This window comes from Pseudomonas sp. LB-090624 (assembly GCF_003205205.1).
GTDB lineage: Bacteria > Pseudomonadota > Gammaproteobacteria > Pseudomonadales > Pseudomonadaceae > Aquipseudomonas.
The window spans coordinates 20,407-43,473 of sequence record NZ_QJRL01000015.1 but is presented as its reverse complement, the minus strand read 5'-3'; the positions used below and the strand labels follow the sequence as shown (position 1 = coordinate 43,473).

The 23,067-nt window shown below is 62.6% G+C and carries 19 protein-coding genes; 11 read left to right on the top strand and 8 right to left on the bottom strand.

Annotated elements, in window-relative coordinates; translation table 11 throughout:
• The first annotated feature begins 3 nt into the window (after nucleotides 1–3).
• The 5 genes from DMX11_RS15515 (at nucleotide 4) to DMX11_RS15495 (ending at nucleotide 5,801) form a co-directional block, all read left to right on the top strand.
• Entirely contained in the window at nucleotides 4–1,008 is a 1,005-nt protein-coding gene (locus DMX11_RS15515) for a VirK/YbjX family protein (RefSeq protein ID WP_110745290.1), read from the top strand.
• Between the two features lie 49 nt (nucleotides 1,009–1,057).
• The gene (locus DMX11_RS15510; protein ID WP_110745289.1) at nucleotides 1,058–2,260 is read left to right on the top strand and encodes a glycosyltransferase family 4 protein; all 1,203 of its coding nucleotides are present in this window, start codon (nucleotides 1,058–1,060) and stop codon (nucleotides 2,258–2,260) included.
• On the top strand, nucleotides 2,257–3,444 hold the full coding sequence (locus tag DMX11_RS15505) for a glycosyltransferase family 2 protein (protein ID WP_110745288.1): 1,188 nt from the start codon (nucleotides 2,257–2,259) through the stop codon (nucleotides 3,442–3,444). Before DMX11_RS15510 ends, DMX11_RS15505 begins: the two co-directional genes overlap by 4 nt.
• Nucleotides 3,444–4,202 carry a WecB/TagA/CpsF family glycosyltransferase gene (locus DMX11_RS15500; RefSeq protein WP_110745287.1) on the top strand — a complete coding sequence of 253 codons (759 nt, stop codon included), beginning with the start codon at nucleotides 3,444–3,446 and terminating at the stop codon, nucleotides 4,200–4,202. Before DMX11_RS15505 ends, DMX11_RS15500 begins: the two co-directional genes overlap by 1 nt.
• Before the next feature lie 177 nt (nucleotides 4,203–4,379).
• Nucleotides 4,380–5,801: an undecaprenyl-phosphate glucose phosphotransferase gene (locus DMX11_RS15495; protein ID WP_110745286.1), complete on the top strand. Its 1,422-nt coding sequence runs from the start codon at nucleotides 4,380–4,382 to the stop codon at nucleotides 5,799–5,801.
• Here DMX11_RS15495 and DMX11_RS15490 read toward each other — a convergent pair.
• Nucleotides 5,795–6,772 (bottom strand): LysR substrate-binding domain-containing protein, encoded by a 978-nt coding sequence (locus tag DMX11_RS15490; RefSeq protein WP_110745285.1) that lies wholly within the window; start codon nucleotides 6,770–6,772, stop codon nucleotides 5,795–5,797. The two genes, DMX11_RS15495 and DMX11_RS15490, sit on opposite strands and share 7 nt — an antisense overlap.
• A 146-nt stretch (nucleotides 6,773–6,918) precedes the next feature.
• Here DMX11_RS15490 and DMX11_RS15485 point away from each other — a divergent pair, with 146 nt between their 5' ends.
• Nucleotides 6,919–8,295 carry an L-serine ammonia-lyase gene (locus tag DMX11_RS15485; protein WP_110745284.1) on the top strand — a complete coding sequence of 459 codons (1,377 nt, stop codon included), beginning with the start codon at nucleotides 6,919–6,921 and terminating at the stop codon, nucleotides 8,293–8,295.
• Between the two features lie 87 nt (nucleotides 8,296–8,382).
• On the opposite strand, the gene DMX11_RS15480 is transcribed toward DMX11_RS15485, so the two are convergent.
• From DMX11_RS15480 to DMX11_RS15465, 4 genes are all read right to left on the bottom strand, one after another.
• Complete coding sequence (locus tag DMX11_RS15480; RefSeq protein WP_110745283.1) at nucleotides 8,383–9,060, bottom strand: DUF3313 domain-containing protein; 678 nt, start codon at nucleotides 9,058–9,060, stop codon at nucleotides 8,383–8,385.
• A gap of 140 nt (nucleotides 9,061–9,200) precedes the next feature.
• Nucleotides 9,201–10,496: an FAD-binding oxidoreductase gene (locus DMX11_RS15475; RefSeq protein WP_110745282.1), complete on the bottom strand. Its 1,296-nt coding sequence runs from the start codon at nucleotides 10,494–10,496 to the stop codon at nucleotides 9,201–9,203.
• Nucleotides 10,497–10,509: 13 nt separating this feature from the next.
• Nucleotides 10,510–11,598, bottom strand: a complete 1,089-nt coding sequence (locus tag DMX11_RS15470) for a polyamine ABC transporter substrate-binding protein (RefSeq protein WP_110745281.1) — start codon at nucleotides 11,596–11,598, stop codon at nucleotides 10,510–10,512.
• 80 nt (nucleotides 11,599–11,678) lie between these two features.
• Entirely contained in the window at nucleotides 11,679–13,037 is a 1,359-nt protein-coding gene (locus DMX11_RS15465) for a glutamine synthetase family protein (protein WP_110745280.1), read from the bottom strand.
• A gap of 152 nt (nucleotides 13,038–13,189) precedes the next feature.
• Between DMX11_RS15465 and DMX11_RS15460 the strand changes: the two genes are divergently transcribed.
• Nucleotides 13,190–14,113, top strand: a complete 924-nt coding sequence (locus DMX11_RS15460; protein ID WP_110745279.1) for a helix-turn-helix domain-containing protein — start codon at nucleotides 13,190–13,192, stop codon at nucleotides 14,111–14,113.
• 83 nt (nucleotides 14,114–14,196) lie between these two features.
• Nucleotides 14,197–16,107, top strand: a complete 1,911-nt coding sequence (locus DMX11_RS15455; protein WP_110745278.1) for an AAA family ATPase — start codon at nucleotides 14,197–14,199, stop codon at nucleotides 16,105–16,107.
• Between the two features lie 36 nt (nucleotides 16,108–16,143).
• Here the strand turns inward: DMX11_RS15455 and DMX11_RS15450 are convergent, their stop codons facing one another.
• Nucleotides 16,144–17,529, bottom strand: coding sequence for an aldehyde dehydrogenase family protein (locus DMX11_RS15450; protein WP_110745277.1), 1,386 nt, complete (start codon nucleotides 17,527–17,529; stop codon nucleotides 16,144–16,146).
• Between the two features lie 107 nt (nucleotides 17,530–17,636).
• Here DMX11_RS15450 and DMX11_RS15445 point away from each other — a divergent pair, with 107 nt between their 5' ends.
• The 3 genes from DMX11_RS15445 to DMX11_RS15435 all read left to right on the top strand — a co-directional run bounded on the left by DMX11_RS15445 (nucleotide 17,637) and on the right by DMX11_RS15435 (nucleotide 19,848).
• On the top strand, nucleotides 17,637–18,503 hold the full coding sequence (locus DMX11_RS15445) for a LysR family transcriptional regulator (protein WP_110745276.1): 867 nt from the start codon (nucleotides 17,637–17,639) through the stop codon (nucleotides 18,501–18,503).
• A 125-nt stretch (nucleotides 18,504–18,628) separates the two neighbouring features.
• On the top strand, nucleotides 18,629–19,072 hold the full coding sequence (locus tag DMX11_RS15440; RefSeq protein ID WP_110745275.1) for a carboxypeptidase regulatory-like domain-containing protein: 444 nt from the start codon (nucleotides 18,629–18,631) through the stop codon (nucleotides 19,070–19,072).
• A 254-nt stretch (nucleotides 19,073–19,326) separates the two neighbouring features.
• Nucleotides 19,327–19,848, top strand: coding sequence for an acyloxyacyl hydrolase (locus DMX11_RS15435; protein WP_110745274.1), 522 nt, complete (start codon nucleotides 19,327–19,329; stop codon nucleotides 19,846–19,848).
• A gap of 31 nt (nucleotides 19,849–19,879) precedes the next feature.
• Here DMX11_RS15435 and DMX11_RS15430 read toward each other — a convergent pair whose 3' ends face one another.
• Together DMX11_RS15430 and DMX11_RS15425 are read right to left on the bottom strand one after the other, a co-directional pair.
• Entirely contained in the window at nucleotides 19,880–22,000 is a 2,121-nt protein-coding gene (locus tag DMX11_RS15430) for a TonB-dependent siderophore receptor (RefSeq protein WP_110745273.1), read from the bottom strand.
• Nucleotides 22,001–22,172: 172 nt separating this feature from the next.
• Nucleotides 22,173–23,063 carry a universal stress protein gene (locus tag DMX11_RS15425; RefSeq protein WP_110745272.1) on the bottom strand — a complete coding sequence of 297 codons (891 nt, stop codon included), beginning with the start codon at nucleotides 23,061–23,063 and terminating at the stop codon, nucleotides 22,173–22,175.
• Between the last annotated feature and the right edge of the window lie 4 nt (nucleotides 23,064–23,067).

The window sequence follows — 23,067 nt, the reverse complement described above, 5'->3', positions numbered from 1 at the left end:
ACCATGATGCTCGGCACCCTCGTGAAAAGCGTGTTCATCTTGCAACCGGGCTACTCGTTGCGGGCGTTGCACAACAAGTACAAATTGATGCTGGAGATCGCCAGGCACCGCCGTGAGCTGAGCACGTTCATGCAGCGCATGACCGCGGCGCTTGGCCCGCAGGGTTTGCAGCGGCTGGGCGTGGATTGTATCGGTGTGGTGCAATGGCCTTACCTCAGCCAGTCCTGGGATGCCCCGCAGCGCCTGGACGCAGTGGCCTCGCACTTTGAACTGGTGGCCAGGCAGTATCCCGCGTTGCTGCTGCTGGGGCGCGATGAAAGCCTGACGCTGTGTGACCTGTCCAGGCACTCGCCAGGCTGCAGGCTGGTGCTGGACCGGCCGATCTGGTTCAAGCGCGAGGGGGAGCTGGTGCTGAACCTGTTCCAGCATGACCTGCGTGTGGCTTCGCTGGCTTTCGTCCTGTGCCATGGTCAGGGTGAGCTCAGCCTGCTCATCGGCGCCGTGCAGGGCATACACAAGGGCGTCGACAGTGAAACCTCGCTGGCCATCTACCGCGAGCTGACCAAGGACTTCGAAGGGCTGCGCCCACGCAGCCTGTTGCTGGAAGCCTTGAAGTGCCTGGCCAGGACCCTGGGTGTGACGCAGCTGTACGCCGTCAGCGATGCCAGCCGGCATCATCGCCACCCCTATTTCGGCAGCGACAAGGGCCAGGACCTTGCGGCCAACTACGATGCAATCTGGCAAGAGCATGGTGCCATGGCGTCTGCGCGGGAAGATTTCTGCAACCTGCCGCTAGCCCCCGCGCAACGTGCCGAAGCCGATATTCCGGCGAAGAAACGGGCAATGTACCGGCGCCGCCAAGCGTTGCTCGACGATGTTTTTAAGCGTTTGCAGGCTGCATTGCCAGGCGCTGGTCACAACCTTGGACTACAAGGAAAACAGGGGGATGCATTTGCTGTGAGTGCATCAGCAGTAGGCAAACCGCCCGTAGTCGACAGCCTGAAATGAAGGTTGCCAGGGCAGGTTGGTCATCAAGCGGGTTTGGATCTGGATTCGTATGCGCATTGCTTACTTCATCAATCAGTACCCGAAAGTCAGTCACAGTTTCATCCGTCGCGAAATCCTGGCGCTGGAGCGTCAGGGGGTAGAGGTGCAACGCATGGCGCTGCGCGGGTGGGACGCCGAGGTGCAGGATGCCGAGGACGCGACAGAACGGGACACGACCCGCTACGTGCTGAAAGACGGGCTGAAGGGGTTGCTAGGGCCGACCTGGCAGGTGCTGCGCGCGCAGCCACGGCGCTTTGGCCAGGCTCTGTGGCTGGCGCTACGCCTAGGCCTGCGTGCCGACCGCCCCTGGCCCTACCACCTGGTCTACCTGGCTGAGGCCTGCCAGCTACTGCAGTGGCTGCAGGTCGCCAAGGCGGACCACGTGCACGCGCACTTCGGCACCAATTCTACCGAAGTGGTCATGCTGGCCAACGTCCTGGGCGGGCCGGCGTACAGCTTTACCGTGCACGGGCCGGAGGAGTTCGACAAGCCGCAGTTCCTGCACATGGGGGAGAAGGTGCGGCGTGCCGCCTTTGTCGTGGCGGTGAGTTCGTACGGGCGCAGCCAACTGTTTCGCTGGGTGGCGCACGAGCAGTGGAGCAAGGTTAAGGTGGTGCACTGCGGCCTGGAACGGAGTTTTCATGAGGTGGCGCCGGTTGCTGTGCCGTCGGCGCCACGGTTGCTATGCGTCGGGCGCCTGTGCGAGCAGAAAGGTCAGCTTTTGCTGATGGAAGCCGCGCGCCGTCTTGCTGCCCAGTCGGTCGCCTTTGAGCTGGTGCTGGCCGGTGACGGCGAAATGCGCGGGCAGATCGAGGCGCTGGTTACCCAACACGGTCTGCAGCAGTGGGTGCGCATTACCGGCTGGATCAGCAGCGCGCAGGTCCGCGAGGAAATCCTGGCGGCCCGCGCCTTGGTACTGCCTAGTTTTGCCGAAGGCCTGCCGGTGGTCATCATGGAGGCCATGGCCTTGCGCCGACCGGTACTCACCACTTATGTGGCAGGTATCCCTGAACTGGTGAGGCCTGGTGAGAATGGCTGGCTGTTTCCCGCCGGGGCGGTCGACGAGCTGGTGACCGCCATGGCCGACTGCCTGGCGCAACCGGTCGAGGTGCTGCAACGCATGGGTGATGCGGCGTGCCAGCGGGTATTGCAACGGCACGATATCGACACCGAGGCGGCCAGGCTGGCCGACTACTTCAAGGCATTCGCATGATTAGTGTATTGGGTTGGCTGCTGGGCCTGTTGACGGTCATCGTCCTGGTACCGGTGTTGGTGTTTTCGCTTCAGGTGCTAATGGCCTGTCTGCCTGCACGGGCGCCGCTGCCGGGCAGCGGTGCCCGGCCTCGGGTCGCGGTGCTGGTACCTGCTCACGACGAGGCCTCGATCATCCAGGCCACCTTGGCGACCATTACCCCGCAACTGCTCGAAGGCGACCGCCTGCTGGTGGTCGCCGACAACTGTTCTGACACCACGGCACAACTGGCGCGCGAGTCAGGCGCCGAAGTGGTCGAGCGGTACGATGCACAGTTGCGCGGCAAAGGCTACGCACTGGACTTCGGTGTACGCCACCTGGCCCGTCAGCCACCCGAGGTGGTGATCGTGGTGGATGCCGATTGCCAGGTGGGCGAGGGTGCGATCGACACCCTGGCACGTCGTTGCCATGCAGCCCAGCGCCCGGTGCAATCGCTGTACCTGATGCGCGCACCCGCCGGTGCCGGGCTGAAAGTACAGGTTGCCGAGTTTGCCTGGCGGGTCAAGAACCTGGTGCGTCCACGGGGCTGGTCGCGGCTGGGCCTGCCTTGCCAGTTGATGGGTGCGGGCATGGCGTTCGGCTGGCACGATCTGAGCATGATCAACCTCGCCAACGGCCACCTCGTAGAGGACGTGAAGCTGGGGCTGGACCTCTGTCAGCAGGGCAAGCCCCCGCTGTTCTGTCCCGAAGCCCTGGTTACCAGTCAGTTCCCGCTGAGCCAGCAAGGGCTCAACAGCCAGCGCACCCGCTGGGAGCATGGTCACCTGGGCTTGATGCTGGGCGATGCACCCAAGCGCGTACTGGCCGCCATTACCCAGCGCAACGGCAGCCTCGCGGCCATGACCCTGGACCTGGTGGTATCCCCCCTGGCATTGCTGACGTTGACCTTGCTCGGGCTCAACCTGGTGACGTGGCTGGCATTCCTGCTGTTCGACCTGTCGGCGCCTGCGTGGCTGGCCCTTGCCGGGCTGGCCTTGCTGGGCTTTGCGGTGGTGCTGGCCTGGGCGCGGTTCTGCCGTGAGCTGATACCGTTTTCGGTGTTGCTGTATGCGCCGTTCTACGCCGCGAGGAAGATTCCTTTGTACCTGGGCTTCCTGATCAGGCGCCAGGTCGAATGGGTGCGATCAAAACGGGATGATGACTGATGGCTCAGTGGCTATGGCAGCAACGCTGGACGCGGATTATCGAGCAAATGGCAGTCGTCGAGGACGGCAGCGCAGCGCAGCACCTGCTCGAACGCCTGGCCACTCCGGAAACAGCCACCGTACTGGGCTTTGTCAATGCCCATGCGATGAACCTGGTGGTGCGCGATGGTGCCTACTGCCAGGCACTGTCGGCCGCCGACGTGCTGCTGCGTGATGGCTCCGGCATGGCGATCCTCTATCGCCGCCTGGGCCTCGAACCTGGGTTGAATATGAACGGCACCGACTTCATTCCCCGGCTGTTGGCGGCCTACCGTGGGCGCAAGGTTGCTTTCTGGGGGACCCGGCAACCCTACCTGAACCACGCAGTCCGACGCTGTGAAAGCGCGTTCGGGGTAGTACCGGTGTCCGTTCACGACGGTTTTGCCCGTGTCGAAACCTACCTGCGGCTGGCGCGCGAGCAGCAACCTGAGCTGATCGTGCTGGGCATGGGCATGCCCAAGCAGGAAGCCGTTGCGGCACAGCTTGCAGCCATCGGCGGGCCATGCCTGATCGTGTGTGGCGGGGCCATCCTCGACTTTCTGGGAGGCAAAGTCAGCCGCGCACCTGGTTGGTTGCGGCGTCTGGGAGGGGAGTGGTTGTACCGTCTGCTGCGTGAACCCAAGCGCTTGTTCATACGGTATGTCGTGGGCAATCCGTTATTCCTGTTGCGCACCCTGCTGTTACGGCGAGCGGCCGTTTCCACCAGCCGTACGGTGTGAATCGGCCAAAATCGCCGAGTGGAGTGATTGCGGGCACGTCGCTGGCGGGTGGCTGCTACAGTGATATCAACGGCTTGGGGGCTGAACGATTCTGCAGCACGGGCTTTGCATAAGTTGTTTTCAAGACGTGATGTTTGCTGGATGGCACTGGCTACGCTCTAACTGATGAGGCCTGAAATGGTTTTCGAACCCAGAAGCAGTCGTTCCTTGCTCCAGAGACGAAGCAGTGTCAGCAACGCCATCCAGGCCGGCCTCGATGGTATTGCCGTGACCGGTATCGCCTGGTACCTGATCTACGACCAGTTTGGCTACATCACCGCCGATTACGTGATCATGCTGCTGCTGCTGATTGGCGCCCTGGCGGTCATTTACGATCATTACGCGATCTACCGCACCAACGTCGGGCTTTCGATCAAGGCGTTCCGCCTGTTCAAGGCCTGGTCGGCGACCTTCTGCTTCCTGGTGGTCATGGCCTTTCTGACCAAGCAAAGCGAAACCTATTCACGCTTGCTGATGGGGCAGTTGTTCGTCATTGGTTATGTCGCGCAGTTGTTCTTGCACTTTGCCGTGCGTGAACTGCAAAAACGCTTTACCGCACACGCGCGGCTGGACAATGCCCTCATCATCGGCAACGGTGACCTGGCTAACTTCCTGTATCAGAAAATCAGCAACAACCCGTGGTTTGGCGAGCGGGTGCTTGGGTGCGTGCTGCTCGACAAGGATGATGAGCAGGGGCTGGAGACTGCCGAGGGCAAACAGCGCCTGCCGGTGCTCGGGCATATTGGCGACCTCGACGCGCTGGTCGCCCGGCACGCTATCCGCACGGTGTACCTGGTGACCCCGCTGGGGGGGTCCGAAGTCATCAACGATGTGTATTTCAAGTTGCTCGACAAGTGCATTGCCGTCAACTGGGTGCCCGACATCTTCTCGTTGCGCCTGATCAACCACAGCGTGCGGGAAATCGCCGGTATTCCAGTGCTGACCTTGTCGGAGACGCCGCTGACGGGCATGAGCCTGTTCCTGAAAAACCTTGAGGACCGGGTGCTGGCAGCGTTGATCCTGCTCTGTGCGTCACCTGTGCTGCTGGCAGTGGCCTTGGCCATCAAGATCGACAGCCGTGGCCCGGTATTCTTCCGCCAGGAACGCACGGGCTGGACTGGCGAATCGTTTCGCATCTGGAAATTCCGCAGCATGCATGTACACCAGCCGGAGCATGGCGTGGTGGTTCAGGCGCAGAAGAATGACCCGCGGTTGACCCGGGTGGGTGCCTTTATCCGGCGTACCAGCCTCGATGAGTTGCCACAGTTGTTCAATGTGCTGACGGGGGAGATGTCGCTGGTCGGGCCGCGGCCGCATGCCCTGCAACATGACACCTTGTATTCCCAGGACATCGTTGACTACTTTGCCCGCCACAATATCAAGCCGGGCATGACCGGCCTGGCCCAGGTACGCGGGTTCCGGGGCGAGACCAAGGACATCGAGCAGATGATCCAACGGGTGGACTCGGATATCGAGTACATCAACAACTGGTCCCTGTGGCTGGACTTCGTGATCCTGGTGCGGACGCTGAATGCGTTTACCGGCAAGCACGCCTATTGACGATGCCTCGGGGCTGCGGGGCCTGCAGGCGAGTCCTTGATCAATGGATGCAACTCCCTGAACCCGCGCGCTTCCTCCACCAGCCAGTCATGCACTGCTCGCGCCCCTGGCTGGTTCAGGCCACCCGGCGGGTAATGCACCACATAGCGTTTGTGGTTGGCGATGGGCACACCAAACGGCACGATCAGGGCGCCACGCTCCAGTTCGTCATTGAGCAGCGTGCGCCGGGCAATCGCCACGCCAATACCGGCAATCGCCGCCTCGATGGTCAGGTGGTTACGGTTGAAGGTGTGCCCACGGCGTACATCCAGCCCGGTGGCGCCGATGCCGTCCAGGTAGAATTCCCACTCGGCATACTCCGAACTGCCACGCCAGGCGGTGATGTCGTGCAGCAACGGGTAGTGCACCAGATCGCCTGGCCCGTGCAGGGGTGGGCGCCCACGTAGCAAGGCAGGTGAGCACACGGGGAAAATCTGCTCGTCCAGCAGCGGCGTCGAGAGCATGCCTGGGTAGCTGCCATCGTTCAGGTCGATGGCCAGGTCGAAGTCGCCCGGCGTCAGCGCCTGGGCACTGTCTTCAGCCACCAGGCGCAACTCGATGTCCGGGTAGCGTTGCTGAAAGCGCGGCAAGCGCGGCGTGAGCCATTTGGCCAGGAACGAGGGGATCGAGCGCACACGCAAGGTGCCGCGGATTTCACCGGCGTCCAGGCGCAGCAGTTCGGCTTCGATACTGCCGTAGGCCTCGGCCACCGTCTGCGCCAGGCGTTGGCCCTCGGCACTCAGCTCGACGCCGCGCGCCCTGCGCAGGAACAGCCGATAGCCCAGGCGTTCTTCCAGCTGGCGCATCTGTTGGCTGACTGCGCCCGGGGTAATGTGCAGCTCTTCGGCGCAGCGGGTAAAGGACAGGTGCCGGGCTGCACAGGCAAATACATGCAGCCAGACGAACATCTGCCCATTCAATTGTCGTCGCATCGTTTAGTACCGCTAAAGCCTTGCTTAGGAAGTTTCGTTGGTCATTCATGAGTCTGCGCGTCAGTATCGCGCAGAATCGCATCAGCGCTCAATTTCTTCAGATAACCGTGTGGCAGCGGTATTGCTGCTCACGGTCAGGCATTAGTATGGCTATCAGTGTTTTCGACCTTTTCAAAATCGGCATCGGCCCTTCGAGCTCCCACACCGTCGGCCCCATGCGGGCCGCTGCGACCTTTGCCCAGGCCCTGCGCGAGCAAGGCCTGCTGGCGCGGGTAACACGTGTGGAGGTGCGGCTGTACGGCTCGTTGTCCGCTACCGGGGTAGGCCATGCCACTGACCGTGCTTGCCTGCTCGGGCTGATGGGCCAGTGGCCGGACCGTATCGACCCGGCCACCATCGAGTCACGCATTGGCCAGGTGCTGCAGGAACACTGCCTGATGCTCGATGGCAGCCACCCGCTGGCTTTCGACTATACCCGTGACGTGCTGTTCCTCGACGAGAACCTGGCCTATCACCCTAATGCCATGAGCCTGGAAGCCATGGACGGGCAGGGTAGCCTGTTGTGCCAGACCTACTATTCGGTTGGCGGTGGCTTCATCGTCGAGCAAGCGCAGATCGATACGCCGACCCGTAGCGTGGATGAGGTGGTGCTGCCCTATGAGTTCGACAGTGGCGCCCAGTTGCTGGGCTTGTGCAAGGCTCACGGGTTGAGCGTGGCCCAACTGATGATGGCCAACGAATGTGCCTGGCGACCGGAGGCCGAGGTGCGTGAAGGTTTGCTGCGCATCTGGGCTGCTATGCGTGAGTGCGTGGAGAACGGTCTGCGCAACGAAGGCATTCTGCCTGGCGGCCTGCATGTCAAGCGACGCGCTGCGCGGCTGCACCGGAGCCTGCAGGAGCTGGGCAAGCCCAACGTGATCGGCTCAACCCTCAGCGCCATGGAGTGGGTGAACCTGTTCGCCCTGGCGGTGAATGAGGAGAACGCGGCAGGCGGGCGCATGGTCACCGCCCCTACCAACGGCGCTGCTGGCATTATCCCGGCTGTGCTGCATTACTACATGAAGTTCAACCCCACCGTTTGCGATGCCGATGTAGTCGATTTCCTGCTGGCGGCAGCGGCGGTGGGTATTCTGTGCAAAAAGAATGCGTCGATTTCGGGGGCTGAGGTAGGCTGCCAGGGCGAGGTGGGATCGGCCTGTTCGATGGCTGCCGCCGGCTTGGCTCAGGTGCTGGGAGCGACGCCGCCGCAACTGGAGAACGCGGCCGAGATTGCCCTGGAGCACAACCTCGGGCTCACTTGCGACCCCGTAGGCGGCCTGGTGCAGGTGCCCTGCATCGAGCGCAACGCCATTGCTGCGGTGAAAGCGATCAACGCCGTGCAAATGGCGTTGCGAGGGGATGGTGAGCACTTCATCTCGCTCGACCGGGTGATCCGCACCATGCGTGATACCGGGGCAGACATGCATGCCAACTACAAGGAAACCTCGCGCGGCGGTTTGGCAGTCGCTTTTGTCGAGTGCTGATGTTGAACGCGGTCAACTGGAGCGGCCTTGTGTCTCGATGGGCCGCTCCTTACCCAGGTTGCGTTGACCTGTTGGGTCAGCTCTGACTCAGCGGCCTTTCTGCTTCGCTGCCAGGAAGCTCGCACGCATGTCCTTGGCCCAGCCATCCAGCACCGGCTTGACGTCGTTCAAGGTCAGCTTCTGGGTGTCGTTCTCCAGTTCCTGACCAGCGCCTTTGCGCACCACCTGGGCCAGTACCTTCTGGTTGGCACCATCGAGGAAGGCCGCTTCCACGCCCACATCCACGTCCTGGTCACGGCCGCCCGTGGCGGTGTTCACACCCGCGGCGATCAACGCGATGGGGATCACCTCATAGGGTTTGAGGCCTTCGTTACTGGTAGACACCGCCGTAATCGCCGGGCGCACCACGATCACGCCGGGGCCAGGCCCCTTGGCCAGCGGCATGACGCCACCCATTTCACGCCGCAGCGCTTCGTTGAAGTAGCGGGTGATTTCCCCCAGGGTCTGCGCGGAGATGACCGGGGTCGGCTGCGGTTTGGGGTAGAACTGGCTGGGCTCGATGAACACCTGGCTGTACTGGTTGATGTTGACCTTGGGGTCGATCCAGCGCATTACCGGGTCGCCCGACGGGCTCTTGGCCTCTTGCAGCCGGCTGTAGTCTTTGAGGAAGCCGGAGTAATCCTTGGGGTCCACGCGGTTGCTGGAGCAGGCGGCCACGGCAAGCAGCGCGGCGCACAACAGGGTAATGCGAGGCAATGATTTCATGATGAAAAGGCATCCGTGAGAGGTCGGCCTCAACAACGCTAGCAGGTGCGAGGCAGTTGGCTAGTGGACGGGGCAATCCTCTTTGAAAAGAACACGGTTGGTGGCTCGCCCTGAGGGGCGCTGCAAACGTTGCTGCCCACTCAACCCAGGGCCTCACGCAAGCGGTACCACAACATGCCCAATGCCAGCAGCGGTGAGCGCAGGGCCTTGCCGCCGGGGAAGGTCAGGTGCGGCACGGCGCTGAACACGTCCAGGCCGTGGCTGTGGCCGAGGGCGATGCTTTCGGCCAGCAGTTTCGCCGTCCAGTGCGTCACGTTCAGCCCGTGGCCTGAATAGCCCTGGGCGTAATACACGTTGGGGTGCTGGTTCAAGCGCCCGACCTGGGGGAAGCGATTGGCAGTGATGCCGATCATGCCGCCCCATTGGTAGTCGATGCGCACACTGGCCAGTTGTGGGAATACCTTCAGTACCTTGGGCCGCATGTAGCCGGCGATGTCTTTGGGGTCGCGCCCGGAATAGTGGCAGGCACCGCCGAACAGCAGGCGGCGGTCGGCCGTGAGGCGATAGTAGTCCAGGCCGACCTTCTGGTCGCACAGCGCCATGTTCTGCGGGATCAGGCTGCTGGCCAGTGCTTCGGGCAAAGGCTCGGTGGCTACCACATAGCTGCCGGCCGGTAACACCTTGCCGCTCAGCCGCGGCTCCAGTTCGTCGAGGTGGGCATTGCAGCCCAGTACCAGGCTGCTGGCGCGTACCTTGCCGCGCGCGGTGTGCAGCGTCACGCTGGGGCCGTGCTCGATGCGCAGTACCGGGCTTTGCTCGAAAATCTGCACGCCCAGGCTGTGGGCGGCGCGGGCTTCGCCCTGGACCAGGTCGAGCGGGTGCAGGTGGCCCGAGCCCATGTCGACCAAGCCGCCGGCATACTGGTCGCTGGCAACAATTTCATGCAGCTGCGCGGCGCCGACCAGGCGGGTTTCATGGCGATAGCCCAACGCTGCCAGGTCATCCTGTTCATCCTTGAAGGCGGCGAACTGGGCTGGGGTATTGGCCAGTTCACAGAAGCCCCAGCGCAGGTCGCAGGCAATGTCATGGCGGGCAATGCGGTTGGCCACCAGCGCCACTGAATCGATGCCGGCCTGCTTGAGGTAGCGCACGCCGTCCTGGCCGACATGCCGGGCGAAGCCGCTGACATCATGGCCAATGCCGCGTATCAGCTGGCCGCCATTGCGACCGCTGGCACCCCAGCCAATGCGTCGGCCTTCCAGCAGGACCACCGACAAACCGCGCTCGGCCAGTTCCAGCGCGGTATTGACCCCGGTCAGCCCGCCGCCGACCACGCATACGTCGGCCGTCAGGTCGCCGTCCAGGCTGGGGTAGGGGGCTGCGTCGCGTGCCGTGGCGGCGTAGTACGAGGCGGTGTGTTGGGTATTCAAAGGCATGGGCGCTCTCGGCTCAGCGGTTGGACTTGATCTTGCTCCAGGAGCGGGTCATGACGCGCATGATCTTCGGGCTCGGGGTGCTGGAGATGTACAGTTTGTCCAGCACGTCCTGGGGCGGGTAGATCTCGGGGTTGTTCACCAGTGATGCATCCATGTACGCCTTGGCGTCCGGGTTGGCGTTGGCATAGCCGACCGTAGCGCTGACCTTGGCGATCACCTTGGGGTCGAGCAGGTAGTTGATGAACGCCAGGGCCTGCTCGGGGTTGTTGGCATCCTTGGGGATAGCCAGCAGGTCGAACCACAGGTTGCTGCCTTCCTTGGGAATGCTGTAGGCGACCTTCACGCCGTTCTTCGCTTCCACGGCGCGGTTGGCCGCCTGGAACACGTCGCCGGAATAGCCGAAAGCCACGCAGACATCGCCGTTGGCAAGGTCGGAGACGTACTTGGAGGAGTGGAAGTAAGTGATATAGGGGCGTAGCTCCAGCATGCGGGCCTCGGCCTTGGCGTAGTCGGCGGCTTTTTCGCTGCGCGGGTCCAGGCCCAGGTAGTTGAGCACGGCCGGGAACAGCTCGTCTGGCGAGTCCATGAAGGCCACGCCACATTGCTTGAGCTTTTTCAGGTTCTCGGGCTCGAACAGCACGGCCCAGGAATCGATATGGTCCACGCCCAGTGCCGCCTTGACCTTGTCGACGTTGTAGCCGATGCCATTGGTACCCCACAGGTAGGGCACGGCGTACCGGTTGCCGGGGTCGTTCTGTTCCAGCTGCTTGAGCAGCTTGGGGTCCAGATGCTGCCAGTTCGGCAGCTTGCTGCGGTCCAGCGGCAGGAACGCACCGGCCTGGGCCTGGCGGGCGAGGAAATGGTTGGAGGGCACCACCACGTCATAGCCGGTGCGCCCGGCCAGTAGCTTGCCTTCAAGGGTTTCGTTGGAGTCGAAAACGTCATAGACCACCTTGATGCCGCTGCTGGCCTGGAAGTCGGCCAGGGTGGTGTCACCGATGTAGTCGGTCCAGTTGTACACGCTGACAGTGGGGCTGGCGTGGCTTGTGGTGGCGAACAGCAGGGTGAATGCAGCGGGGATCAGGGCTTGCAGATGACGCATGGGGACACCTCGTTGGTCTTGTTCTTCGAGTTGGGTGCAGGCTTGCCTGTGCAGGGGGTGCAAAGCACCCCCGCGGTGGTTCAGACACTCAGCATCAGGAATTCACGCTCCCACGAACTGATGACGCGCTTGTAGTTCTCGTGCTCGGCGCGCTTGACCGCCACGTAGCCCTGGACGAATTGCTTGCCCAGGTACTGCTGCACGGTTTCGCAGTCTTCCATGTGCTGCAGCGCATCTTCGATGGTGATCGGCAGGCGCAGGTTGCGTCGTTCATAGGCGCGGCCCTGTACCGGTGCGCTAGGGTCGATCTGCTCGACCATGCCCAGGTAGCCGCACAACAGGCTGGCAGCGATGGCCAGGTACGGGTTGGCATCGGCACCCGGCAAGCGGTTTTCCACGCGCATGGCTTCCGGGCCGGAGGTGGGCACGCGTAGGCCAGCCGTGCGGTTTTCCTCACCCCACTCGACGTTGACCGGGGCCGAGGTGTCCGGCAGGAAACGGCGGAACGAGTTGACGTTGGGCGCGAACATCGGCAACAGCTTGGGGATGTACTTCTGCAAACCACCTATGTGGTGCAGGAACAGCTGGCTCATGCTGCCGTCTTCGTTGGCGAAGATTGGCTTGCCGGTGGTGATGTCGACCACGCTCTGGTGCAGGTGCATGGCACTGCCAGGTTCGTCGGTGATCGGCTTGGCCATGAACGTGGCAGCCACGTTGTGCTTGAGCGCGGCCTCACGCATGGTGCGCTTGAACACCGTGATCTGGTCGGCCAGGTCCAGCGCGTCGCCGTGACGGAAATTGATTTCCATCTGCGCCGGGCCGTCTTCGTGGATCAGCGTATCCAGGTCCAGGCCCTGGATTTCGCACCAGTCATAGACGTCTTCGAACAACGGGTCGAATTCGTTGGCGGCATCGATCGAGAACGACTGACGGCCACTTTCGGCACGGCCGGAGCGCCCCAGCGGCACTTGCAGTGGCAAGTCCGGATCTTCGCAGCGCTTGGTCAGGTAGAACTCCATCTCGGGGGCCACGATCGGCTGCCAGCCCTTGTCGGCATAGAGTTTGAGCACCTTCTTGAGGACGTTGCGCGGCGACAGCTCGATGGGGTTGCCTTGCTTGTCGAAGGTATCGTGGATCACGATCGCGGTTGGCTCGATTGCCCATGGGATCTGGTACACGGCCGTGGGGTCAGGGCGGCAGACCATGTCGATGTCGGCGGCATCGAGCAGGTTGTAGTAGATGTCGTCGTCAACGTAGTCGCCGGTGACCGTCTGCAGCAGCACACTCTCGGGCAGGCGCATGCCACGCTCGTGGAGGAACTTGGCGGTCGGCGCGATCTTGCCGCGGGCGATGCCGGTCAGGTCGCTGATCACGCATTCGACTTCGGTGATCCGGTGTTCTTTCAGCCAGGTGGACAGCTGATCGAAGGGGGCGTTCATACAGACCTCTTGGTTGGGTTTTTGTGTGCGCGGCAGGTGCCGGTGACTTCCCAGGTGACGCGCTGGAGACTATCTTGGTCCGAGGCGAGCAACGCCATCTATCCACTTTCTTCGGCAAGCAATGCACCAAAAGAGTGCAACTAGGACACAGCGTGACAACGCCCAATGCCTTGCAGGTTCAGGCTTTCCACACTTCGGATGTAACCGAGCAAGTCCGCGCCACCCCGGGTTGGCAACAGCAATACCGGCAGATGTCGCCAGGGCACTTCAGTGGCCAGCTGCGCTGCCTGGGGCTTGGGGGGGTGGATGTTTACGAGGAACGGCTCAATACCCGCGTCGAGCAGTTCTTTCGCGCGCCCAGCGGTTCGCTGGCATTCTGCTTCGACCAGAGCGAGAACAGCCTTTATCTGCTGAATGAGCAGAGCCGCAACATCTGGATCACCCCAGAGAACTACCAGGAAGTGGCGGTCGTGTTCGACCAGGCCTTTCTCGCCAGCCATGGCCTGGACCCTCAGCGCCTGGAGGGGCTGTTCATGGTGCCACTGGGTAGCGGCCAGAATGCGCTGTTCGGCAGCTGGCTCAGCGCCACCTTGACCCGCCTGGGCGAGGCGGGTAGCCCATTGCAAGGGCAAGCCCTGGCTGAGCAACTGCTGGAGGACTGCCTGTTCATCCTCGACAACGCCAGCCAGCGTTTGCAAGGCGTGGCCCTGGGGCGGCGGGACGAGGAAAGGGCGATCATGCACCGGGTCAGCGAATGGGCGGCCGATTGCCCGGAAGAGACGCTGAACCTGCTTGAGCTGGCAGACGTGGCCGGGGTTTCCTTGCGCCAGTTGCAGCAGGCGTTCAAGGCGTTTACCGGCATGCCGCCGGCACACTGGCTGCGCCTGCGCCGGCTCAACGGCGCCCGGCGTGATCTGCTGCGAGGTGGCGAGGTGACCGTGGCCGAGGTGGCGATGCGCTGGTCTTTTTGGCATTTGGGAAGGTTTTCAGAGAGTTACCGGCAGTTGTTCAAGGAGTTTCCAAGTGAAACCTTGAAGCGTCGCAAAGGGTTGAGGTGCGAGCGCGCCAGCGCGTGAACTGAGCAGCCCAGGTCACACTGACCCCAGCATCGCACGCCAAAAGTTGCTATCGTGCCGCCCTGTTTCCACCCGAGGTGACGATGTTCTACCTGCCTTTGCCCAGCGACCAGGCCGACCGCCTCGCCAGCGCGCCCACCACCGACTTTTTCAGCAGCGCCAGCATCCTCGAAGCCGCCGCCGTGCTGTTCGTGCAAAACCTGCCACGCCAGCCAGCAACGGCTTCGGCAGACGCGCAAGAACGGCGCTTCGCCGAAATCGTGCGCATTGCCAATGAAGTGGAAAACGCCGCCCCGGGGCGCTTCCAGGGCCAGGTGGCACAGCATTTCGACCATGAAGCCTTCGCCATGGGCCTGGGTATGCTTGGCGAAAACGGTATCGCCTTGCTGACCAGCGAAGTGGAATACCAGGCCGACGAACTGCAGGATGCCGAGGGCCAGTGGAATTTCCAGTTTGCCGAAACCTACCGCCAGCGGGCCACGCCACTGCACCCGGTGTACCTGCCAGCGCTGGCCAGTGACCTGATGCTCAGCGACCAGCAGAACCGCCTGCTGCGCGAATTCCTCAGTGGCATTGACGAGTCGGTGGCCGTGCAGGGCTTCGCCGGCACTGGCAAGACTTTCCTGATTCACCAGTTCGCCCGCCTGCTGGAGCCCCAGCGCACCTTGCTGCTGGCCTTGACCGAAGGCCAGTTGCGCGCGTTGCAGGCGCGCGTGAAGGACGCAGCCGCCTACACCGCGCTGACGTTCGGCCAACTGGCGGACGAGCTGCTCAACCTCGACCTCACCAGCAATGGCTGGCGCCTGCGCGACGCGTACCGCACCAAACGCTCATGGCGCCCGCAGGATGCGCAGGTAGTGCGCTGGTTGGCGATCCCGGACATTGGCCCGCTTGCCGCCCGTGACGTGGTTGGCTTGTGCATCCGCGCCGTGCGTACCTTTTGCCACACTGCCGACACTCAGCTGCAGCTGCACCACCTGCCTTGGGCCGGGCCTGGCACTTCGCCGCTCGACCAGGAAGTACTGCTGGAAAAGGCGCGACTGTACTGGCAAGAACTGATTCGCCCCTCAGCCCGGGAAATCCAGCTTCCGGTGCGCGATTACCACCGGGTCAAGTTGCTGTCGCTGACAGACTACGTGATCGGCAACCGCTACACCCATGTCATCGTCGACGAGGCGCACGAGCTGTCGGCACCGATGCTTGCCGTGCTCGACCGCAGCCCGCAATCGATCATTGCCCTGGGTGACGAGTTGCAGAACCTCAATGGTCTCAGCCCGCACCACGGCAGCTTCATCCGCCAGCGTTGCATCGACCATTCGTTGCGCGCCGGGCCAGCGATGGACAACGTGCTCAATCCGTTGATCCAGGCGCACCCGGCGTCTATCCAGGCAGCCTTCAGTGGCAGCGCCGAGCATTACACCCGGGTCAGCTTCTTCGATGCGGTCACGGTGCCGGAACAGCCCACGGCGCTGATAGTCGATGACGAATGGGGGCTGTTCGGCTGGTTCCAGCGCCTGACGCACCAAGGGGTGCCGTTCATCTTGCTGAAAAGTGCACGCAAGGACTTCGAACTGTTCGTCGAGGACTGCATCGAGCTATACCGCTACGGCACCCGGGCACGCCATCCCATGCTGTTTCGTTACGGCAGTTGGCAGGCGCTGGAGCAGGACAAGGGTGACGACAAGGCATTCCTCGCGGTGGCCAGCATGCTGCGCAAGGGCTACACGCCGGAGCATTTCGCCAAGGCCAAGAGCCGTTATCGCTGGGACAAGGCGCCGAAGCTGTTCCTGGGGCGGGTGCGGGATGTGAAGAACATGGAGTTCGCCCGGGTGATGGTATCGCCGGAGCTGATGGTGGCGCCGCAGGTGGCGGGTAACCGCAATGAGCGGGCGCGCATGCTGGCGGGGTTGTACACCGCCTGTTCGCGGGCGCGGCATGAACTGATCGTGCCGGGGGGTATGCTCGACTGGGTCAAGGACCAGGTTCGGGATTGATCGTTTGGGGCTGCTGCGCAGCCCCAGGGCATCGGATCAGTTACGGTCCAGCCACACGGTCTGGGCATTGGTGAACTCACGCACACCAAAGTGCGACAGCTCACGGCCGAAGCCGCTCTTCTTCACGCCGCCGAACGCCACGCGGGGGTCGGAAGCGCAGTAGCCGTTGATGAACACGCCACCGGTATCCAGCGCTGCAGTCATGCGCTCGGCCAGCGCGTAGTCGGCCGTGTAGATGGTCGAGGCCAGGCCGAATTCGCTGTCGTTGGCCAGCTCTACCGCATGCTCGGCGTCACGTGCAGTGATGATCGCCGCTACCGGCCCGAACAGTTCCTGCTTGAACGCGGTCATGTCCGGGGTCACATTGGCGAACACGGTCGGCGCGTAGACGTTGGCCACGCCTTCGACCTTGTGGCCGCCCAGCAGCAGGGTAGCGCCTTCGGCCAGGGTTGCCTGAACCTGGCCGTCCAGCTCGTCGCGCAGGTCGTAGCGGGCCATCGGGCCGATGTAGGTGTCGTCTTCCAGCGGGTTGCCCACTTTCAGCTGGCGCGTGGCTTCGACGAACTTGCGGGTGAATTCATCGGCAATGCTCGCTTCCACGATCAGGCGCTTGGCGGCGGCGCAGACCTGGCCGGTGTTCTGGTAACGGCCGATGACGGCAGCCTTGACGGCGGCGTCCAGGTCGGCGTCAGCCAGCACGATGAACGGATCGGATCCCCCCAGCTCCAGCACGCACTTCTTCAGCGCGGCACCCGCCTGGGCACCAATGGCCATGCCGGCGCGCACGCTGCCAGTCAGGGTGACGGCGGCGATGCGCGGGTCGTTGATGGCGCGGGTGACACCGTCCGGGGTCACGTTCAGGACTTCGAACACGCCTTGCGGCAGGCCGGCATCCTTGAACAGCTCAGCCATCAGGTACGCACTGCCCATCACGTTCGGCGCATGCTTGAGCACGTAGGTGTTACCCGCCAGGATCGCCGGCACGGCGCCGCGCAATACCTGCCAAACCGGGAAGTTCCACGGCATCACCGCCAGGATCGGGCCCAGCGGGCGGTATTCGATGCGGGCTTTTTCGACCTGTGTTGGCTCGGCGGCGAGCATGGCCGGGCCGTGCTCAGCGTACCAGCGGCACAGGCCAACGCATTTGGCGACTTCACCACGGGCCTGGGCGATCGGCTTGCCGATTTCACGGCTGATCATGTGCGCGAAAGCTTCTGCCTTGGCTTCGAGGGTGCCGGCCAGGGCCAGCAGGTACTCGCTGCGCTGACCCAGCGACACTTGGCGCCACTGGCGGTAGCCAACCTTGGCGCGTTGCAGCGCCGCTTCCAGTGCGGCGTCGGTGTCGAACGGGTAGGCGCCGATCTGCTCGCCGCTGTACGGGTCGAGGGAGATGGCGTGTGTCAGGCTGCTGATCGCACTCATGGCGGGGCACTCTCGTCGTTGTTAGTGAGTCACGCCAGACTAGTGGGCTATGGCCTTAATGAAAACTGAATAATAATGAGCGAAACATTCACGTTTGGAGAAAGGCTGTGGACTTGGTGCAACTGGAGATCTTCAAGGCCGTGGCAGAGCAGGGCAGCATCAGTGCCGCTGCCCAGCACATCCATCGGGTGCCTTCGAACCTGACCACGCGTATCAAACAGCTGGAAGAAGACTTGGGCGTCGAGCTGTTCATCCGCGAGAAAAGCCGCCTGCGCCTGTCGCCGGCCGGCTGGAATTTTCTCGAGTACACACGGCGTATCCTCGAGCTGGTGCACGAAGCGCGGTTGACCGTGGCCGGGGAAGACCCCCAGGGCACTTTTGCCCTCGGGTCGCTGGAAAGCACGGCAGCGGTACGCATTCCGGCACTGCTGGCGGCCTACAACCAGCGCTACCCCAAGGTTGACCTGGACCTGTCCACTGGCCCTTCGGGCACCATGCTGGAAGGCGTACTGGCGGGCCGCCTGGTCGCTGCGTTCGTCGATGGGCCGGTGCTGCACCCGACGCTGGAAGGCATGCCCGTGTTCGAGGAAGAGATGATGGTCATCGCGCCGCTGAACCACGCGCCGGTTACCCGTGCCCAGGACGTCAATGGCGAGAGCATCTACGCCTTCCGCGCCAACTGCTCGTACCGCCATCACTTCGAGCGCTGGTTCGTGCAGGACCAGGCAGTGCCCGGCAAGATCCACGAAATGGAGTCGTATCACGGCATGCTGGCCTGCGTCAGCGCCGGCGCCGGCCTGGCCATGCTGCCACGCAGCATGCTCGACAATATGCCAGGTTGCAGCACAGTCAGCGCCTGGCCCATGTCGGAGGATTTCCGCTACCTGAAAACCTGGCTGGTATGGCGCCGGGGTACGGTCTCGCGCAGCTTGAGCATGTTCGTGAAGTTGCTTGAAGAAGGCCGTGCAAGCTGATGTTTTTGCTGGATAAGTGTGGTGCTTAAGTGAATTTCATCTACTTGACCGGGCGTCAGCACGAACGCCCCTTCGCTGGGAGGATCAAATAAGAGGTAAGCCATCCTCGAAAGGAGGGTCGTACCATGCGTCACCATCACTATGCCCTCGGCGCCGCCTTGCTGATCACCCTAGCCCTGCCATGGACCCTGGCCGCCGCCGCCGACCTCAATGCCCCCATTGACATGCAGGCGGTGCAGTTGCAACCGCAGGAGCAAAATGGCGTGCGCTACCTGCAGGGCGGTATCGGCCAGGACGAGGCCAATGCCCTGCGTAAAACTACCGGTTATGACCTGCACGTGGAGCTTTCGACCGGGCCTGAAGGCAAGTTCCAGAGCGGGGCTTCAGTCGACATCCAGAATGCGCAAGGCCAGCCCGTGCTCAGCGTCAGCGATGCCGGGCCACTGCTTTACGTGCAACTGCCGCCCGGCAAATACAAGGTCATCGGCAATGCCCAGGGCCAGGCAGTGCAGCAATGGGTGGCTGTGTCAGGCAAGGCCCCCACGACCGTCAACCTCAATTGGCGTTGACGAATAGACGGGCAGGAGTACAGGTGTGCTCCTGCCTGAGATAAGGCCACGCCTCGCGAATGCCTGTGCCCGGCACGGCACATCTTTACCCAGTGTTTTAGCCAATAGTGGCATTTCACTTTCAACTTTCTGATTATCTGGACAATAATCAGAAAAGTATTACTTCGTATGACCGGGCTGGATGCACCGGTCAGCGTAAAACATCGAGGGGTACAAGCCCCCGCTTGCCGTGTAGACCATCAGGAGAGTCGTTGATGAAAACCCGTCTAGCTGCTTCGCTGGCCGTTGCAGTGCTGGCCTTTGCCGGGGCCGATCTGGTCCAGGCTGCGCAGATATCAGGCGCTGTGGGCGCCACTAGCCAAGGTGACATGACCTACCGTATCGGCATGTCGTTCGACTGGGACAAGAAATGGCTGGAAAGCAGCACTGGCCATGTAAGCGGTTACTGGGACGCGGCCTACACCTATTGGGAAGGTGGCGATGCCAGCGGTGCCCATTCGCTGTCGTTCAGCCCGGTGTTCACGTATGAGTTCAGCGGCTTCACCTACACGCCTTACATCGAAGCGGGTATTGGCCTGGCCGCATTTTCAAAGACTGACGTGGGCGACCAGCAACTGGGGTCGGCGGTCAACTTCGAAGACCGTATCGGCTTTGGCCTGAAGTTGCCGGGAGAACAGAAGGTAGGCATCCGCGCCATGCACTACTCCAACGCCGGGATAAAGCAGCCAAACGACGGCATCGAGTCGTACTCGCTGTTCTACAGCAGAGCTTTCTGACATGACGGGGCCGCAGCGCGGCCCCGGCAATTCAGAAGGTATAGGAAACGCCGGCCTGCACCGTGCGAGGCGCCCCGGGATAGGCGTACAGGTTGAACGCCCCTTCGTCATACGCTTCGTTGAACAGGTTCTTGACGTCCAGGTTCAACCGCACATGCTCGTTGACCTTGTAGAACGTCAGCAGGTCAACCACGGTGTACTGGTCCATGTTGTAGGTGACCGCCTCGGTCTGGCCATTGCGGTCATCCACATACTTCACCCCCAGGCCTAGCCCAACGCCTTTGGCGAAACCGTCCTGAAACTCATAAGTGTTGAGCAGGCTGAAGCTGTTGCGCGGGATGTTGGCCAGGCGCGTTCCGGTCGGCAGGCGGTTGTCCTTGGTGACCTCGGCGTCGACATAAGCGTAGCCACCGATTACTCGCCACTCAGGCGTGATATTGCCGGCGATGTTGATATCCAGCCCGCGGCTGCGGACTTCCCCGGCGGCGAGGCTGTAGTTGGTGTTCACCGGATCGCGCGTCAGGACGTTCTCCTTGACGATGTGGTAGATCGCCGCGTCGACACTTAACTGGCGGTCGAGTGACTCCCATTTCACCCCCAGCTCATAGGATTTGCCCTTCTCCGGGTCGAAACCACCGCCACTGGCGGGCGTGCCCGTATTGGGTTTGAACGAACGTGCGGTGTTGGCGTACACCGCCAGGGTATCGGTCAGGTCGTAGATCAAGCCAAGGCGGGGTGTGACGCCGTTTTCGCCCTTGCTGAAATCGCCTGCATTGTTCAGCTTGTTGTCATAGTCATGCTCGAAACGCTCGAAGCGCACGCCTGCCAATGCCTTCAACCGCTCGGTCAGGGCCACTTGGTCCTGGATGAACACCGCCCAGGTCTGCAGGTTTTCCTTGTCCCAGGTGGTGGTACGGTTCAGGGCGGGACGGGGCTGGCCCAGTACCGGGTTGTAGATGTCGATCGGGTAGGCGGCCGAGGAACGCTGGATGATCGAGTTGTAGTCGTAGTTCTCGTATTCGACCCCGGTCAACAACGTATGGCTGAAATTGCCGGTGTCGAAATGCCCGGTCAGGTTCAGCTGCCAGTCGCGGTCGGTCCACTCCAGCTTGCGGTAGTTGAAGTTGCGCTGCAGCGTGCGTCCATCTGCCGGTGCGCCGTCGGCTTCGACAGCGTTGCCCTTGAGCGAGCCATCGAGGAACTGGAACCCGCCCGCCAGCGACCAGTTGTCATTGAGTAGGTGCTCGAAACGCAGCTGCGCCATGTTATTGTCGTTATGCAGCAGGTTGTCGCTGCCTTTTTCCCAGATGTAGGTGTCGCGCGAGGCGCTGCCGGTTTGAGTGGCATAGCGGGTCAGGCCGCGGTCCAGCGGGTGGTTGTTGCGCATGAAGTCGCCTTCGAAGACGATCTTCGTGCTGTCGTTGACCTGCCAGCTGACCACTGGCGCCACATCATAGCGCTCGCTTTCCACGTCATCGCGGAAGCTGTCACCCCCTTCACCAAGCAGGTTCAGACGGTAGGCCAGCGAGCCGTCCTGGTTGAGCGGCCCGGTGGCGTCGAGGGTAGCGCGGTGCATGCCCTGGTCATCGAGCTGGCTGCCGAGGGTGACCTTGGACTCGGGCAGTGGCTGCTTGCTGACCACGTTGAACGTACCGCCCGGGTCACCCCGACCATACAGGCTGCTGGCCGGGCCACGGATCACTTCCAGGCGCTCGACGGTGTTGGCATCCGGTGCGTTGGGGTAGCCGCGGTTGATCGGGAAGCCGTTGCGGTAGAACTCACCGGTGGTGAAACCACGCACGGTGAAGGTGGTCAGGCCCTGGCCGCCGAAATTGTTGGCGCGGCCGACGCCACCGGCGTAATCCAGGCCGTCCTGCAGGCGTGTGGCACCTGTGTCTTCAAGTACGGTCTTGGGCACCACGCTGACCGATTGCGGTGTTTCGTGCAGCGCCGTGTCGGTGCGGGTTGCGCTGGCCGAGCGGCTGGCCTTGTAGCCCACTACCGGGCCATCGGCGCGCTCGCTGTCGGCTGTACTGGTGATGCTCAGGGCCTGGAGTTCGATCTGGGCCGGGTCGCCGAGCGTTTCAGGCTCGGCAAAGGCCAGCGGGGAGACAGCATGAAGCACACAAAGCGAAACGAACGTGCGACGCATCGACGGTACGATCCTGGAGTAGGGCGCTGAGGGATAGGGTGGAGACGCGCCGCGAAACTACTACGAATCATTATCAAATGCATTATTTTTAAGTAGAACTGGTGTACCAGATACCAGCCAGCCGTATCTGTTCCGGGTTCTTCACGGGCATGCCCGCGAAGAACCCGGACCATCAGCGGGCAGCCTTGATCGCCAGCACATTGCACAGCGGATGTTCCAGCACATGCGCCGTGGTCCCGCCGAGGAACGTGCGCATGGCGTCATGCCGATGGCTGCCCATCACGATCACATCGGCCCGGCTGTGGCCGACGAACTCGGCAATTGCCCTGATCGCGGCCCCTTCGACGAAGTGCCGGCGCTCGAGCGGGATCTGGTGGTGATCGCCCAAGCGGTTGAACGCCGCCCGCTGCGCCGTACGCACGCTGCTATCGAAGCCCGGCATGGTTACGGTGCCTGCGCCGAAATCGGCCATGTGGGTCTTGGCCGCGTCGCATACATGCAGCAGGTGCAGTTCGGCATTGCACTGCAGGGCCAGGGCATGGGCGCAGTGGATCACCTGCTCGTCCAGGTGTTCGCCTGCACCCAGGCTGTTCAGGTCCACCGCAGCCGCAATCTGCCGCGGCAAGGGCAGGCGTATGTCGCTAACCAAGTGCACGGCGACCGGGCTGTCCTTGAGCAACTGCCAGTCCAGTGGGGTGACCAGCAGGCGCTTGAGTATCGGCTCGTGCTGCACGTCCTTGATCAGCAGGTCGCACCCCAGCCGTTCGACGCGCTCCAGCACGCTGCCCAGCGGGTCGCGGGTCAGCAACAGCTCGGTGGATACGTCCAGGCCTGCATTGCCCAGCTGTTCGGCCTCATCGGCCAGCCATTGGCGGTTGTCGCTGAGCAGCCGCTCGCGCTCACGACCATCGCTCATCAGGCCAAAGGTGTCGACGTCGTCGACGAACACGTTGATATCCAGCAACGCACCGCTGGATTCCGCCAACGCCGCCGCGCGTTGCAGCGCAGGCGTATGACGCATTTGCGGGCCGAGCATGACGAACAGACGTTTGAACTGGCTCATCGCA

Excerpts from the sequence above, each read along its gene's own strand:
- DMX11_RS15475 (WP_110745282.1), bottom strand. The coding sequence starts at position 10,496 with ATGCCTTTGAATACCCAACACACCGCCTCGTACTACGCCGCCACGGCA.
- DMX11_RS15515 (WP_110745290.1), top strand. The coding sequence starts at position 4 with ATGATGCTCGGCACCCTCGTGAAAAGCGTGTTCATCTTGCAACCGGGC.
- DMX11_RS15505 (WP_110745288.1), top strand. The coding sequence starts at position 2,257 with ATGATTAGTGTATTGGGTTGGCTGCTGGGCCTGTTGACGGTCATCGTC.
- DMX11_RS15490 (WP_110745285.1), bottom strand. The coding sequence starts at position 6,772 with ATGCGACGACAATTGAATGGGCAGATGTTCGTCTGGCTGCATGTATTT.
- DMX11_RS15485 (WP_110745284.1), top strand. The coding sequence starts at position 6,919 with ATGGCTATCAGTGTTTTCGACCTTTTCAAAATCGGCATCGGCCCTTCG.
- DMX11_RS15450 (WP_110745277.1), bottom strand. The coding sequence starts at position 17,529 with ATGAGTGCGATCAGCAGCCTGACACACGCCATCTCCCTCGACCCGTAC.
- DMX11_RS15455 (WP_110745278.1), top strand. The coding sequence starts at position 14,197 with ATGTTCTACCTGCCTTTGCCCAGCGACCAGGCCGACCGCCTCGCCAGC.
- DMX11_RS15440 (WP_110745275.1), top strand. The coding sequence starts at position 18,629 with ATGCGTCACCATCACTATGCCCTCGGCGCCGCCTTGCTGATCACCCTA.
- DMX11_RS15435 (WP_110745274.1), top strand. The coding sequence starts at position 19,327 with ATGAAAACCCGTCTAGCTGCTTCGCTGGCCGTTGCAGTGCTGGCCTTT.
- DMX11_RS15470 (WP_110745281.1), bottom strand. The coding sequence starts at position 11,598 with ATGCGTCATCTGCAAGCCCTGATCCCCGCTGCATTCACCCTGCTGTTC.
- DMX11_RS15430 (WP_110745273.1), bottom strand. The coding sequence starts at position 22,000 with ATGCGTCGCACGTTCGTTTCGCTTTGTGTGCTTCATGCTGTCTCCCCG.
- DMX11_RS15425 (WP_110745272.1), bottom strand. The coding sequence starts at position 23,063 with ATGAGCCAGTTCAAACGTCTGTTCGTCATGCTCGGCCCGCAAATGCGT.
- DMX11_RS15480 (WP_110745283.1), bottom strand. The coding sequence starts at position 9,060 with ATGAAATCATTGCCTCGCATTACCCTGTTGTGCGCCGCGCTGCTTGCC.
- DMX11_RS15495 (WP_110745286.1), top strand. The coding sequence starts at position 4,380 with ATGGTTTTCGAACCCAGAAGCAGTCGTTCCTTGCTCCAGAGACGAAGC.
- DMX11_RS15510 (WP_110745289.1), top strand. The coding sequence starts at position 1,058 with ATGCGCATTGCTTACTTCATCAATCAGTACCCGAAAGTCAGTCACAGT.
- DMX11_RS15500 (WP_110745287.1), top strand. The coding sequence starts at position 3,444 with ATGGCTCAGTGGCTATGGCAGCAACGCTGGACGCGGATTATCGAGCAA.
- DMX11_RS15465 (WP_110745280.1), bottom strand. The coding sequence starts at position 13,037 with ATGAACGCCCCCTTCGATCAGCTGTCCACCTGGCTGAAAGAACACCGG.